Annotated in this window: 13 protein-coding genes; 5 read left to right on the plus strand and 8 right to left on the minus strand. The window is 63.8% G+C overall.

The features are described from left to right. Positions 1 to 6 precede the first annotated feature (6 nt). The 7 genes from J6525_RS30295 to urtA form a co-directional block, all read right to left on the minus strand. Entirely contained in the window at positions 7 to 354 is a 348-nt protein-coding gene (locus J6525_RS30295; RefSeq protein WP_057015943.1) for an FmdB family zinc ribbon protein, read from the minus strand. Between the two features lie 99 nt (positions 355 to 453). Then, positions 454 to 1,683 (minus strand): formamidase, encoded by a 1,230-nt coding sequence (fmdA, locus tag J6525_RS30300; RefSeq protein WP_225647418.1) that lies wholly within the window; start codon positions 1,681 to 1,683, stop codon positions 454 to 456. Positions 1,684 to 1,711: 28 nt separating this feature from the next. After that, entirely contained in the window at positions 1,712 to 2,401 is a 690-nt protein-coding gene (urtE, locus tag J6525_RS30305; RefSeq protein WP_050400072.1) for an urea ABC transporter ATP-binding subunit UrtE, read from the minus strand. A gap of 12 nt (positions 2,402 to 2,413) precedes the next feature. Further along, positions 2,414 to 3,169, minus strand: coding sequence for an urea ABC transporter ATP-binding protein UrtD (gene urtD, locus J6525_RS30310; protein ID WP_225647419.1), 756 nt, complete (start codon positions 3,167 to 3,169; stop codon positions 2,414 to 2,416). 12 nt (positions 3,170 to 3,181) lie between these two features. Beyond that, positions 3,182 to 4,318 carry an urea ABC transporter permease subunit UrtC gene (urtC, locus tag J6525_RS30315; protein WP_225647420.1) on the minus strand — a complete coding sequence of 379 codons (1,137 nt, stop codon included), beginning with the start codon at positions 4,316 to 4,318 and terminating at the stop codon, positions 3,182 to 3,184. Positions 4,319 to 4,335: 17 nt separating this feature from the next. Next, a complete protein-coding gene (gene urtB / locus J6525_RS30320) occupies positions 4,336 to 5,262 on the minus strand; it encodes an urea ABC transporter permease subunit UrtB (protein WP_076833517.1) in 927 nt (308 codons plus the stop codon). Between the two features lie 206 nt (positions 5,263 to 5,468). Next, positions 5,469 to 6,731: an urea ABC transporter substrate-binding protein gene (urtA, locus tag J6525_RS30325; RefSeq protein WP_057015907.1), complete on the minus strand. Its 1,263-nt coding sequence runs from the start codon at positions 6,729 to 6,731 to the stop codon at positions 5,469 to 5,471. A gap of 169 nt (positions 6,732 to 6,900) precedes the next feature. On the opposite strand from urtA, the gene J6525_RS30330 reads away from it, so the two are divergent. The 4 genes from J6525_RS30330 (at position 6,901) to J6525_RS30345 (ending at position 13,000) form a co-directional block, all read left to right on the plus strand. Next, positions 6,901 to 10,269, plus strand: a complete 3,369-nt coding sequence (locus tag J6525_RS30330) for a hybrid sensor histidine kinase/response regulator (RefSeq protein WP_225647421.1) — start codon at positions 6,901 to 6,903, stop codon at positions 10,267 to 10,269. Next, positions 10,259 to 11,185: a response regulator gene (locus J6525_RS30335; protein WP_092079980.1), complete on the plus strand. Its 927-nt coding sequence runs from the start codon at positions 10,259 to 10,261 to the stop codon at positions 11,183 to 11,185. Before J6525_RS30330 ends, J6525_RS30335 begins: the two co-directional genes overlap by 11 nt. Before the next feature lie 98 nt (positions 11,186 to 11,283). Then, a complete protein-coding gene (locus tag J6525_RS30340; protein WP_225647422.1) occupies positions 11,284 to 12,162 on the plus strand; it encodes a LysR family transcriptional regulator in 879 nt (292 codons plus the stop codon). Positions 12,163 to 12,328: 166 nt separating this feature from the next. Beyond that, entirely contained in the window at positions 12,329 to 13,000 is a 672-nt protein-coding gene (locus J6525_RS30345; RefSeq protein ID WP_092079975.1) for a peroxiredoxin-like family protein, read from the plus strand. A 54-nt stretch (positions 13,001 to 13,054) separates the two neighbouring features. On the opposite strand, the gene J6525_RS30350 is transcribed toward J6525_RS30345, so the two are convergent. Continuing rightward, entirely contained in the window at positions 13,055 to 14,050 is a 996-nt protein-coding gene (locus J6525_RS30350; protein WP_225647423.1) for an AraC family transcriptional regulator, read from the minus strand. A gap of 131 nt (positions 14,051 to 14,181) precedes the next feature. Between J6525_RS30350 and J6525_RS30355 the strand changes: the two genes are divergently transcribed. Further along, positions 14,182 to 14,718 carry a carboxymuconolactone decarboxylase family protein gene (locus J6525_RS30355; RefSeq protein ID WP_092079970.1) on the plus strand — a complete coding sequence of 179 codons (537 nt, stop codon included), beginning with the start codon at positions 14,182 to 14,184 and terminating at the stop codon, positions 14,716 to 14,718. Positions 14,719 to 14,752: the final 34 nt, after the last annotated feature.

A 14,752-nucleotide genomic window follows, 5' to 3' on the forward strand; every position in this document is an offset into this window, starting at 1 on the left:
GCGCTGTCAGTGGCTGATCATCCAGGGACGCGCGGTGGGAAACCCCTTGGCGCCGCTCTTGGTCTTGGTCATCAGCCGTGCCGGCTTCTTCCTTCCCGTCGAGCAGCAGCCGCAGCCCGGGCCGTGCGCGGCCTTATATTGATCGAGCGTCTTCGGCGCGTGCCGGCTCTGCTCATTGGTGGCGTGCGCCTTGCGCTTGTCGGAGGGCATGCAGAAGAACGCCGGCGCAGTCAGGATCACGCGTGGCGACGTCGTCTCGCATTGCGGGCAGTCCTGCGGCAGGTCGCATTCCGCCATCGGCCGCATGTCGGTGAACGGGCCGCAGTCGTTGCAGAGATATTCGTAGATCGGCATTTCCTTAATCCTTGCGCAGTCGTGTGAAGTCCGGCGATGGATGCGGGGCGGCCAATACGCAGCCGTCCCGCACCCTTCGCGCAGGGATCACCTAAAGGATCACTTGTCCGGCGAGATCGGCATCTGCACGTCGCCCTTGATGTGCCTGATCGGTCCCGCCGACGACGGCATGACGTCGAAGTCGAAGATCTCCGTCGGCAGCCACAACGTGGCGCAGGCATTCGGCACGTCGACGACGCCGGAGATGTGACCCTGGCACGGCGCGGTGCCGAGGATCGAATAGGCCTGGGCGCCGGAATAGCCGAACTTCTTCAGATATTCGATCGCGTTCAAGCAGGCCTGGCGATAGGCGATGTGGACGTCGAGATAGTGCTGCTTGCCGGCCTCGTCGACCGAGATGCCCTCGAAGATCAGATAGTCCTTGTAGTTCGGCGTGATCGGCGACGGCTTGAACACGGGGTTCTTGATGCCGTATTTCGAAACGCCGTCCTTGATGAGGTCGACCTTGATGTGCAGCCAGCCGGCCATTTCGATCGCGCCGCAGAAGGTGATCTCGCCGTCACCCTGGCTGAAATGCAGATCGCCCATCGAGAGGCCGCCGCCCGGCACATAGACCGGGAAGTAGATCTTCGAGCCGCGCGACAAATCCTTGATGTCGCAATTGCCGCCATGCTCGCGCGGCGGCACGGTGCGGGCGCCCTCGAGGCCGATCTTGGCTTTGACGTCGCCCTTGGCCTGGCCGGCATGCGCGGTGGGCGCGAACGGCGGGTTGGCAAGGCCCGGCACGCGGGTCGGGTTGGTCGCGATCAGCTCGGCTTCGCGCTTGTTCCAGGCCGCCAGCATCTTGGCATCGGGCAGACAGCCGATCAGGCCGGGATGGATCAGGCCGGCGAAGTTGACGCCGGGAATGTGCCGCGACGAGGTGTAGAGGCCCTTGATGTCCCAGATCGACTTCTGTGCCAGCGGGAAATGGTCGGTGAGGAAGCCGCCGCCATTCTGCTTGGAGAAGAAGCCATTGAAGCCCCACAGACTCTCCTTCAACGGACCAACGTCGAGCAGGTCGACGACGAGGAGATCGCCGGGCTCGGCGCCCTTGACGCCGATCGGGCCGGACAGGAAGTGCACGATCGACAGATCGATATCGCGCACGTCGTCGGCTGAATCGTTGTTCTTGATGAAGCCGCCGGTCCAGTCGACGGTCTCGATGATGAAGTCGTCGCCGGGACTGACCCACTCGACGATCGGAACCTCGGGATGCCAGCGATTGTGGATCTTGTCGTTTTCATAGGCCGATTTGCTGAGGTCGACCTTGATCAGTGTATCTGGCATCGCATTGCTCCCCTTGGGTTACTGATAGTTAGACGGACAAGTACTTGGAAATCTGCGCGGCATCGACGCTGGCGCGTGGATCGTCGCGGACGATCTCCCCGTTCTCGATAACGAGCACGCGGTCGGCGATGTCGAGCGCGAAGCTCAGGACCTGTTCGGAGACCACGATCGACAGCCCGCGCTCGTCGCGGATCCGCTTCAGGGTGCGCGCCATATCCTTGATGATCGACGGCTGGATGCCTTCGGTCGGCTCGTCCAGCAGCAGCACCTTCGGCTTGGTCGCCAGCGCGCGGGCGATCGCGAGCTGCTGCTGCTGTCCACCCGAGAGATTGCCGCCGCGGCGGCCCTTCATCTCGAGCAGCACCGGAAACAGTTCGTAGATATCGCCCGGCACCTCGGAGCCGCCTGACACCACGAGCCCGGTCTCGATGTTCTCCTTGACGGTCATGGTTGAGAAGATCATGCGGCCCTGCGGCACGTAGGCGAGACCCTTCGCCACCCGCTCGTAGCTCTTCATCGCACCGAGCTCGGTGCCGTCCATGGTCACCTTGCCGCTCTTGGCCGGCAGGATGCCCATCAGCGACTTCATCAACGTGGTCTTGCCCATGCCGTTGCGGCCCATGATCGCGACGATCTCGTTGGGTGCCACCGAGACGTTGAGGCCGTGCAGCACCTCGCTCTGGCCGTAGGCGACGTGAAGATCATTGATTGCCAGCATCGTCCCAGTTCCTCAGTGGCCCAAATACACTTCGATGACTTTCGGATCGTTCTTGACGTGCTCCATCGTCCCCTCGGACAGGATCTGTCCCTGGTGCAGCACCGTGACCTTGTGCGCGATGTCCTCGACGAACTTCATGTCGTGCTCGATCACCAGCACCGAACGGTCCTTGATGATGCGGTTGAGCAGCTCGGCTGTCTTGGCGCGCTCGGACACGCTCATGCCGGCGACCGGCTCGTCGAGCATCAAGAGGTCCGGATCCTGGATCAGCAGCATGCCGATCTCGAGCCATTGCTTCTGGCCGTGGCTCAGCTGGTCGGCAAACGTGTTGAGGCGATCCTTCAGGAAGATCATCTCGGCGACCTCCTCGACCCGCTGCCTGACGGTGTCGTCGCGCTGGAAGGTCAGCGAGCCGAACACGGTGCGGCCGCGCGGGAAGGAAATCTCGAGGTTCTCGAACACGGTGAGATCCTCGAACACCGACGGCGTCTGGAACTTGCGCCCCACCCCGGCTTGCACGATCTCGTTCTCGCGCAACCTGGTCAGCTCCTGGCCGCGGAACTGGATCGAGCCTGACGTCGCCCTGGTCTTGCCGCAGATCAGGTCGAGCACCGTGGTCTTGCCGGCGCCGTTCGGGCCGATGATGACGCGGATCTCGTTCTCCTCGACATAGAAGGAGAGATCGTTCACGGCCTTGAAGCCGTCGAACGACACAGTGAGACCGGAGACCGCGAGCAGGAAGTCCTTGGGCTGATGGCCGACGAGCATGATGATCCCTCCTCACTCGGCCGGTGCGCCGTCGGCGATCAGGCCGGCCGCCGATTTCGATTTGCGCGATGCCAGCAGGCGATCGATGCGCGGCTGGACGTGGTCCGCCCAGATGCCGGACAGCCCGTTCGGGAAAGCGAGCACGACCGCGATGAACAGCGCGCCGAGGCCAAACAGCCAGAGCTGCGGGAAGGACTCCGAGAGGCTGGTCTTGGCGAAATTGACCAGCAGCGCGCCCCAGACTGCGCCGAAGATCGACATCCGGCCGCCGACCGCGGTGTAGATCACCATCTCGATCGACGGCACGATGCCGACGAAGGATGGCGACATGAAGCCGACCTCGAGCGTGAACATGGCGCCGCCGATCGCAGCGAACACCGCCGCGGCGCAGAACGCGAAGATCTTGAAGTTGGCGACGCTGTAACCGGAGAAGCGCACGCGATCCTCCTGCTCCCGCATTGCCACCAGGATGCGCCCGAGTTTTGTCAGGCGGATGTACTGCGCGGCGCAGATGCAACCGAACAGCAGCACAACCTCGACGAAATACAGAATGAACTTGGCGTGATCGGTGCGGATGTCCCAGCCGTGCAGCGTGCGCAAGTCGGTAATGCCGTTGATGCCGCCGGTATAGCCTTGCTGCCCGACAATCAGAATAGTGAGGATCGCGGCGATCGCTTGCGTGATGATGGCAAAGTACACGCCGCCGACCCGACGTTTGAACATCGCGGCACCGATGATCAGCGCGAAGACCGCGGGAACCAGCAAGATCGCCAGCAGCGTGACCGGGAAGCTGTGAAACGGCTTCCAGAAGAAAGGCAGCGAGGTGAGCTGGTTCCAATCCATGAAATCGGGAATGCCCGGCGTCGACTGGATCTTGGTGTTCGCGACCGTGGACGCCTCGAGCTTCAGGTACATCGCCATGCAGTAGCCGCCGAGGCCGAAGAACACGCCCTGCCCCAGGCTCAGGATGCCGCCATAGCCCCAGCACAGCACGAGGCCGATCCCGACGAAGGCGTAGGTCAGATATTTGGCGACCAGGTTGAGGCGGAAGATATCGAGCGACAGCGGCAGGATGAGAAACAGCAGCACCGCGAGCGCAAGGAAGCCGAGCAGTTCGGAGCGATTGAAAAAGCGCGAGTTGATGATCATGACCAGCCTGCTTGTTCTTATTTGCGGACCTTGAGCGCGAAGAGCCCCTGCGGACGCACCATCAGGATCGCGACGATCGTCAGCAGCGTGATCACCTTGGCCATCGATCCCGACAGGAAGAATTCCAGCGTCGATTGGGTCTGCGAGATCGAGAAGGCGGAGGCGATGGTGCCGAACAGCGAGGCGGCGCCGCCGAACACGACCACCAGGAAGGTGTCGACGATGTAAAGCTGGCCGGCGGTCGGCCCGGTCGAGCCGATCATGGTGAAGGCCGAGCCGGCGATCCCGGCGATGCCGCAGCCGAGGCCAAAGGTGTAACGATCGACCTTCTCGGTATTGATGCCGACGGCGCCCGCCATCACGCGGTTCTGCACCACGGCGCGTACCTGCTTGCCCCAGCTTGACCAGAACAGCACATAGGCGACCGCGATCGTGATCAGGATGGTCAGCGCCATCACGAACATGCCGTTGATCGGAATCTGGATGGAATCGGTCGCCTGCCAGGAGCCCATCATCCATTCCGGCAGTTCGACGCCGACCTCGCGCGCGCCGAAGACCGAACGATAGGCCTGCTGCAGGATCAGGCTGAGGCCCCAGGTCGCCAGCAGCGTGTCGAGCGGACGCTTGTAGAGATGGCGTATCAGCGCCCACTCGACCAGCATGCCGAGCGCGCCTGACGCAATGAACGCGAGGATCATTGCGATGAAGAAGTAACCGGGGAACAGCCAGGGCGCGACGTGCTGCACGGCGTTCGACGTCATCCAGGTGACGTACGCCCCCAGGATCATGAACTCGCCATGGGCCATGTTGATGACGCCCATCTGGCCGAAGATGATGGCAAGCCCCAGCGCCATCAGCACATAGACGGAGAACAGGATGAGCCCGGCAAATCCCTGCATCGCGAGGATGGCGCCGAGATCGCTGATCGAATAGTCGCCGAACATCTGGTCCTCCGTCATTCCAAGGGGCACGCGCCGCCGGTCAAGCGACGCTCGTTCCGTGGCGTGGACGATGACGTCTACGCCGCGATGCGTTGTGGAGCTTCGTAGCCCGGGTGAGAAGGTGCGATACCCGGGACGGTCCCGCATATCGCTGAGCCTGTCATCGGGCGCGCGTTCGCGCGACCCGTTGGCTCATGCGGGCTACTGGCTCACTGGTAGCCCTTGGGGAACGGATCCGGCTCGACGAGATCGGCGGTCTCGTAGATCAGCTCATACTGGCCATCGGCCTTGGCGCGTCCGACGCGGGTCTTCGACCAGAGGTGATGGTTCTCGTGGATCCGGACGTAACCTTCCGGCGCGCCCTTGAACTCGACGCCGGGCGATGCGGCCGCCACCTTGTCGATGTCGAAGGAGCCGGCCTTCTCAACCGTCAACTTCCACAGCCATGGACCGAGATAGGCAGCCTGGGTGACGTCGCCGATCACCGTCTTCTCGCCCCACATCTTCTTGAATGCGGGCACGAAGGCCTTGTTGTTCGGATTGTCGAGCGACTGGAAGTACTTCATGCAGGCATAGGCGCCGGCGATGTTCTCGCCGCCGATACCATCGATCTCGTCTTCAGTCACCGAGATCGTAAGCAGCGTCTGCTTGGACAGGTCGATGCCGGCCGCCTTGAGCTGCTTGTAGAATGCGACGTTCGAGCCGCCGACGATGATCGCGTAGATCACGTCGGGCTTGGTCAGCTTGATCTTGTTGATGACCGAGTTGAACTGGGTCGAGCCGAGCGGGAAGTATTCCTCGCCGACCACCTTGCAGCCCTGCAGATGGTTCTCGATGTGCTTGCGCGCGATCTTGTTCGAGGTGCGCGGCCAGATGTAGTCCGAGCCGAGCAGGTAGAAGCTCTTGGCGCCCTTGGTCTTGTTGACCCAGTCGAGACCGGCGATGATCTGCTGGGTCGCCTCCTGCCCGGTGTAGATCACGTTCTTGGACTGCTCGAGGCCTTCATAGAAGGTCGGGTAGTACAGCATGCCGTTGTACTGCTCGAACACCGGCAGCACCGCCTTGCGCGAGGCCGAGGTCCAGCAGCCCATTACGGCCGCGCATTTGTCGTTGACCAGCAGCTTCTTGGCCTTTTCCGCGAAGGTCGGCCAGTCGCTGGCGCCGTCTTCCTGGATGAACTTGATCTTGCGGCCGAGCACGCCGCCGGCGGCATTGATCTGCTCGATCGCGAGCTTCTCGGCCTCGACCGACCCGGTCTCGGAGATCGCCATGGTGCCGGTCACGGAGTGCAGGATGCCGACCGTGACTTCGCTATCGGTGACTGCAAGACCCGTGGTGTTGACCGCAGAGGTTGCAGGGACGTCGGCAAATGCCGGACGGCCCAGCATCGAAACGGCCGGCAATGCCGCCATTCCCATCAAGAGCTTGCGCCGGAGCGGAGACTTCAGGCCTGGTTTTGGTTCGTCTGACATGAGCACCCCATCTGGTTCGAGAACGCTTATTGATCAGGCGAGGATTGCTCACTTTTGTGCAGCGCACTGATACGTGAGATCGCGTATACTGCACCGCAAAATAGCGACGTAGGTTTTTGGTACGGGATTTGCCCGCGATCAGCGCATCGTGGACCAGGAGTTCAAACGAGTGGCAGGGCGGCAGCGGATAGACCGCGTCAGGCGCCAGTACAATCAATGGGTCGCCAACCAGACGCTGGAAGACTACGCGCTGCGCTTTACCGCCAAGAGCGCGCGGCGCTGGTCCGCCGCCCGCGTCGCCAACACCGCGCTCGGCGCGATCTCCTTCCTCGCGCTTGAGGCGATCGGCGGCACCATCACGCTGAACTATGGCGCGATGAATGCCTCCGCCGCGATCCTGGTCGTCAGCGTCATCATCTTCCTCTGCGGGCTGCCGATCGCCTACCATGCCGCGAAAAGCGGCATCGACATCGATCTGCTGACCCGCGGCGCCGGCTTCGGCTATATCGGCTCGACCATCACCTCGCTGATCTACGCCTCCTTCACCTTCATCTTCTTCGCGATCGAGGCCGTGATCCTGGCCAGCGCGCTCGACATGTGCTTCGGCATCCCGCGGCCGATCGGCTATTTGATCAGCGCAGTCGTGATCATTCCGCTGGTCATCTACGGCATCACGCTGATCAGCCGCTTCCAGCTCTGGACCCAGCCGCTGTGGATCGTCCTCCACATCATGCCGTTCGCGGCGATCGCCTGGGCCAATCCGCATTCCTTCACCGAATGGCGCAAATTCGCCGGCGATCACGGCGATCCCGCAGGGAATCTCGACCTGCTGCTGTTCGGCACCGCGGCCTCCGTCGTGTTTGCGCTGGTGGCGCAGATCGGCGAGCAGGTCGACTTCCTGCGCTTTCTGCCGCGCGACCGCCGCACCTCGCGCAAGGCCTGGTGGATCGCGCTGCTGAGCGCCGGTCCCGGCTGGATTGTGCTCGGCGCGCTCAAGCTGCTGGCCGGCTCGTTCCTCGCCTTCTTCGCGCTCAGCCACGGCGTCTCGGCCGAGCACGCGGCCGAGCCGGCCAACATGTATCTCGAAGCCTTCCGCTACGTGCTGTCGCAGCCGGATCTGGCAATGGCGCTGACCGGGACATTCGTGATCCTGTCGCAGGTCAAGATCAACGTCACCAACGCCTATGCCGGCTCGATCGCCTGGTCGAACTTCTTCTCCCGCCTCACCCACTCGCATCCCGGCCGCGTGGTGTGGCTGGTGTTCAATGTCGTCGTCGCGCTGCTGCTGATGGAGATCGGCGTCTACAAGGCGCTGGAGCAGACGCTTGCGCTCTACTCCAACGTCGCGATCGCCTGGGTCGGCGCGCTGGTGGCCGATCTCGTCGTTAATAAGCCGCTCGGCCTGCGTCCGCAGCACATCGAGTTCAAGCGCGCCCATCTCTGCGATATCAATCCGGTCGGCGTCGGCGCGATGACGATCGCCACCGTGGTCTCGATCAGCGCGTTCTACGGCCTGTTCGGCCCGACCGCGAAGGCGCTGTCGGCCTTCGTTGCGCTTGCGGTCGCGTTCGTCACGGCTCCCCTGATCGCCTGGGCCACCGACGGCAAGTACTACATCGCGCGCAAGCCGAAGCGGAGCTGGCAGAACATTGAATCGATCCAGTGCTGTATCTGCGAGCATGCGTTCGAGCCCGAGGACATGGCTTCCTGCCCCGCCTATGCCGGCCCGATCTGCTCACTGTGCTGCTCGCTCGACGCACGCTGCCATGACCTCTGCAAGCCGCATGGCCGGATCGGCGCACAGGTCTCGGACGCGCTGGGCAAGGTGATGCCGCAGCCGATCTATGCCCGCATCAACTCGCAGCTTGGGCATTATCTCGGCGTGTTCGCCGTCTCGGCCGGCCTCGTGGCGTTGGTGCTCGGCCTGATCTACCTGCAGACCACGGCAGCCGTGCATGCCAACGAATTGCTGGCCGACGTGCTCTGGAAGGTGTTCTTTGCGCTGACCCTGATCATCGGCGTCGTCGCCTGGCTGTTCGTGCTGGCGCAACAGAGCCGGCGCGCCGCGGAAGCGGAAACGCGGCGGCAGACCACGCTGCTGATCCAGGAGATCGACGCCCACAAACGCACCGATGCCGAACTGCAGCGCGCCAAGGAGGTCGCGGAATCGGCCAATCTCGCCAAGAGCCGGTACGTCGTGGGCCTCAGCCACGAGCTTCGCTCGCCGCTGAATGCGATCTCCGGCTACGCGCAATTGCTGGAGCAGGACGATAGCCTGCAGGTGCGGCCGCGCGAGCAAGTGCGCGTGGTCCGCCGCAGCGCCGATCATCTGTCGGGGCTGATCGACGGCATCCTCGATATCTCCAAGATCGAGGCCGGCCGCCTCTATTTGTCGCGCGACGAAGTGCGGTTGAACGATTTCCTCGAGCAGCTGGTCGGCATGTTCCGCCTGCAAGCCGCAGCAAAGGGCATCGACTTCGTGTTCAAACGGCCGGCCGTGCTGCCCGTCGTCGTCTATGCCGACGAGAAGCGGCTGCGGCAGATCCTGATCAACCTGCTGTCGAATGCGATCAAGTTCACGCAATCCGGCCAGGTGCAGTTCGTGGTGCATTACCGCAGCCCGGTCGCAGAGTTCGAGGTGATCGATACCGGACCCGGGATCCAGCCCGACGATCTCGAGCGGATCTTCGCGCCGTTCGAGCGCGGCGCGCTCGGTGTCAGCCAGCCGCAGACCGGCACCGGGCTTGGCCTCACCATCAGCCGCCTGCTCGCGGGTGTGATGGGCGGCGACATCAAGGTTTTGAGCACGGTCGGCACCGGCAGCACGTTCCGCGTCAAGCTGCTGCTGTCGGAGGTCACCAATCCGCGGCGCGATGCGCCGGTCGATGCTGCCGTGTACGGCTATCACGGTCCGCGCAAGACCATCCTGATCACCGACGACGACCCGACCCATCGCGACCTGTTGCGCGAGATCCTGACGCCGCTCAGCTTCATCCTGCTCAGCGCACCGGACGGACCGGGCTGCCTTGCCCTCGCACAGCATTGCCGCCCCGACCTGTTCCTGCTCGACATCTCGATGGCGGGCATGGACGGCTGGACGGTCGCCGAAACCCTGCGCTCCGAAGGCCATCACCAGGCACGGATCCTGATGATCTCGGCGAGCGCGCTGGAGGCCCATGGCGCGCCGCTGGCGCAACCATTCCATGACGGCTACCTGATGAAGCCGATCGACATCCCGCGGCTGCTCGAGACCATCCGCCAGTTGCTCAAGATCGAGTGGCAGTATGAGGCCGAGCCGGCCCCGCCCCCGCAATGGAAGCCCGAGAGCGGTTCGCGGCCGCCGGTGAAATATGTCGAAGAGCTGATCAGCCTTGGCCAGCTCGGCTATGTCAGGGCGATCCAGCTCAAGCTCGACGAGATCGGCAATGAGTGTCCCGAACATGCCGACTTCGTCGGCCAGATGCGCACGCTGATCGACCGGTTCGATCTCGATCAATATATGGCGACGTTGAAGACATTGCACAGCTATGACCATTGAACAGAAGAAGCGCGACGTCGCGCTCGTCGTCGACGACTCACCCGAGACGTTGCGCCTGCTCACCGACGCGCTCGACGGCGCCGGCATGACCGTGATGGTCGCGCTTGACGGGGCCTCCGCGATGCGCATCGTCGAACAGATCACGCCCGATATCGTGCTGCTGGATGCCGTGATGCCCGGCATGGACGGTTTCGAGACCTGCAAGCGGCTGAAGCGCGATGCCGGGCTCGACGGCGTGCCGATCATCTTCATGACGGGGCTCGCCGAGACCGAGCACATCGTGCGCGGGCTGGAGGCCGGCGGCGTCGATTATGTGACGAAGCCGATCGTGGTCGAGGAGATGCTGGCGCGCATCCGGGTCCATCTCGCCAATGCGCGGATGACGCAAAGCGCCCGCGCGGCGCTCGACGTCTCCGGCCGCTATCTGCTCGCCGTGAACAGCGCCGGCGCGCTGCTGTGGGCGACGCCGCAGGCACAGCGACTGCTGTCGGATACGCTCGCCGACGCCGCCGACAATTTCGTGCTGCCGGATCCGATGCCGCAATGGCTCGAACAGGCGCAGAAAGGCAAGACCGGATCGAAGACCGCGACCATGGCGTCGTTCCCCGGCAACGAGCAGCTTCGGCTGCAATATATGGGCAAACTCGGCCCCAACGAATTCCTGCTGCGGCTGGCCAAGGACACCAGCGGCGACATGCCGGCCGAGTTCTCCAGCGAGCTCGGCCTGACCACCCGCGAGGGCGAGGTGCTGTCCTGGCTCTCCAAGGGCAAGACCAACCGCGACATCGCGCAGATCCTCGGCCTCAGCCCGCGCACCGTCGACAAGCACCTCGAGCAGATCTACGCCAAGCTCGGCGTCGAGAACCGCACCGCCGCCGCCGCGATCGCGGTCAACGCAAGGCATCGCAAATCCTAGCCTGCTGCCTCCACCGCCCCGGGACACGTCCTGACATGGCCAATCGCCCCAGACCGTGACAGGATAGGCTGACACGTTCATTCCCGCGGAGAATATGCATGGATCGTCTGGCGGCGATGGAGACATTCGTGCGGGTGGTCGAGACCGGCTCGTTCTCCGGCGCAGCGCGGCAGCTTCGCGTGGGCCAGCCGGCGGTCTCGAAATCGGTCGCGCAGCTCGAGGAGTTTCTCGGGGTCAAGCTGCTGACCCGCTCGACCCATGGCCTCACGCCGACGGAAGCGGGGCTTGGATATCTCGAGCGTGCCCGGCGCGCGCTGGAAGAGGCTGCGGAAGCCGAACTCGCGGCGCGTGGCGCCGGGGCCGGCCTCAAGGGCCGATTGCGGGTCTGCGCGGCCGTCACCTTCGCTCGCATCCATCTCATTCCGATGCTGCCGAGGTTTCTCGCGCAGCATCCCGATCTGGAGCTCGAGGTCGTGCTCGATGACCGCCAGATCGACCTCGTCCAGGAGGGCATCGATGTCGCGCTTCGGATGGGCAAGATGACGGATTCGACGCTGACCGTGCGCCGTATCGCGCGATGCCAGCGCTTCGTGCTGGGCACGCCTGCCTATTTCGACCGCGCCGGCACGCCGTCGACACCAAGCGAACTGAGCCGGCATCAGGCCGTCGTCTATCTTCGCGAGGGTAGCGTGTGGTCCTTTCAACGTGAAAGTACCGAATTGGCCGTCACCGTGCGGAGCCGATTGCGGGTGACCGCAGCCGAAGGCGTCCGTGCTGCGGTGCTCGCCGATGCCGGGCTCGCGATCGCATCGGAATGGATGTTCACCCCGGAGCTCAAATCGGGCATCGTGCGCACGGTCCTGCGGGAATGGAGCCTCCCAGCCCTCGATCTCTGGGCCGTGCTTCCGACCGGACGTGCAGCGACCGCCAAGGCACGCGCATTCGTGAGCTTCTTCGAGCGCGGCTTCAATGCATGACGCGTCATCGGTCGCTTGAAGCGGTCGATGCTTATTCTGGACAGGAATAAGCGCTAGTCGGACGGCAGCGCTACCCGACGTGGCCATCTCCTTTAGCTTCCTGCGTGTGAGTTCAACAAACCGGACGGCTCCGCCGTCCACCACGCAGAAGCCAAGGAGAACCGTCATGTCGCTGCAAGCCAGGCTCGACGCTTTCAAGGCCGATTTCGAAGCCGGAAAGCCGCCCTACAACGTTCCGCGACCAGTCATCGATATCATGCACCGCGCCACCGCGGAGCTGATCGCATCCGGTGCCGCCCAGCGCGCCAGGAAGGCGGGCGATGTCGCCCCCGCCTTCTCGCTCCGCGATCCCGAGGGCAACATCGTCAACTCGACCGATCTGTTGAAGCGCGGCCCGCTGGTGCTCAGCTTCTACCGCGGCGTCTGGTGCCCATATTGCAACATGGAGCTGCAGGCACTCGAGGCGGCCAAGCCGGAATTCGATAGATACGGCGCTGCGCTGGTCGCGATGTCGCCGCAGACCGCGCCGAACAGCCGCAAGTCGGTGCGCCAGAACAAGCTCTCCTTCCCGATCCTGTCCGACGTGAAGGGTCAGGTCGGCGAGGCCTTCGGACTGCGCTTCCACCTGCCCGACTATCTGGTCGAGCTCTACAAGCAGCTGAAGAACGATCTGCCGACGTTCAACGACGATCCGAGCTGGACGCTGCCGATGCCGGCCCGCTACGTCATCGGACGAGACGGCGTGATCCTCTACTCCGAAGTCAACCCCGACTATACCCGCCGACCCGAGCCCGAGGACATGATCGCTGTCCTCCAGCAGGCGACCGTGAAAGCATGACAGCGCGCAGACTGGCCGGTGGCGAGTGACCATCGGCCGCTTTCCTCTCGCAGGCTAGGCATGTGCGGCCGGCGTACTCCCCTCCGGATCGGCGGGCGCGCCGACGCCGGCCAACACATCCTCCCCGGAGTGCTGCGTCTTTCGCCACTGCGCCGGCGTCACGCCCATGTGGCTCTTGAAGGCGCGCTGAAAGGCGGCCTCCGATTGATATCCGACCATCTCTGCCACGGCGCCGGTCGAAAGCGATGATCCCTTCAACTCGTTCGCCGCAAGCGTCATCCTGATATCGGTGAGCAGATCGCTGGCCGATCGCCCGAGCTTGTCCTGGAACTGCCGCGCCAGCGTCGCGCGCGACATGTTGCAAAGCCGTGCGAGCTCCGGCAGCGACCACGCGCGCGCGGGCTCCTTGAACATGGCGACCACGGCCGGCGCGAGCCTGGGATCACCGACCAGGGCGAGAAGTCCCCGTGACGTTGCATCGGTCTCGCTGGCAAGCCGCAGCACAAGCGCGAACATTGCCGTGGACAGCGCATTCAGCATGGCGTGGCCGCCCAAATGATCGTCGGCCGTTTCGCTGCGCATCAGCGACACGAGGCCGGCGAGCTGCGCAGCCGTTCCCTTTCCCGCACGCGTGCCTGCATGCACGACAAGACGCGGCGGAAGATAACCGCGCAACAGACGGTCGTGTGGCGGTGCAATCGCGAAGTGCCCGCACAACAGGTCAAGCCGTTCGTCCGATCCGAGGTTTTCGCTGATCGTGAAATTCTCCGCCGCCCGGTTGCGCGCCGGCAGCGGTGTCGCCCCGCTGCCATCGTGCATCACGTGTCGCGGGTTGCCAGGAAGCAGGAGGATGTCGCCAGCCTTCAGCAGCAACGGCCGTCCGCCCGCGGCGTCGTCCAGGATCGCCGAGCCGGCAAGCACCGCATGATAGGGGATTTCACTGGTTACACCCGGTCCCTGCTCGATGCGCCAGGGGACGCTGTAGCTGCAGCGCAGGTCGAGCCGCCCGCGCACCGGCATCATCTCGAACAGCCGGCTCAGCCAATCCATAGCCAAATTCCCCTGAAGCAGCACTTGAGACGATTGAGCATATAAACGAGCAATATGAACATTCAATGTCTCAAATCTCGATCCTAATGTCACTCCGCAATCGTTCACCGCCCCGAACAAGGAGTGCCACCATGTCTCGTCTCTCAACCCCCAATCTCGAAACCGATACCGGCCCGTCGGGCCAGATCTACGCCCAGATCAAGAAGGCGATCGGCGCCGTCCCGAACACCTACGCGGCGATTGCGGCCCACGGTCCGGCCGCGCTCAAGTCGATCCTCGCGGCCGATGCCGTGCTGACCGGCGGCAGCCTGCCCCGGCGCGACCTGGAGGTCGTCAAGCTCGTGATCAGCGCAGCCGGCGGCTGCGATTATTGTGTCGCCGCGCATTCGCATCTCGCCAGGCTCGCCGGCGTGAATGCCGATGTGCTCAAGCAGATCCGCGACGGCGCGCCGACCGGTGACGCCAAGCGCGATGCGCTCGTGCATTTCGTCGGCAAGCTTGCGCAGTCGAGCGGCACCGTCAGCGACGAGGATTTCGCCGCGATCAAGTCCGCCGGCTACAGCGACGCGCAGCTGGTCGAGATCAGCCTGGCGTTTGCGACCACGGTCTTCACCAACGTCTTCAACCGCATCAACGACACCGACATCGACTTCCCGGCAGTCGCCTGAAGCGACCGAGCGATGTCACGCGAAAGGATCACGA

Origin of the sequence: Bradyrhizobium australafricanum (genome assembly GCF_020329495.1) — a bacterium.
Taxonomy (GTDB): Bacteria; Pseudomonadota; Alphaproteobacteria; order Rhizobiales; family Xanthobacteraceae; genus Bradyrhizobium; species Bradyrhizobium australafricanum.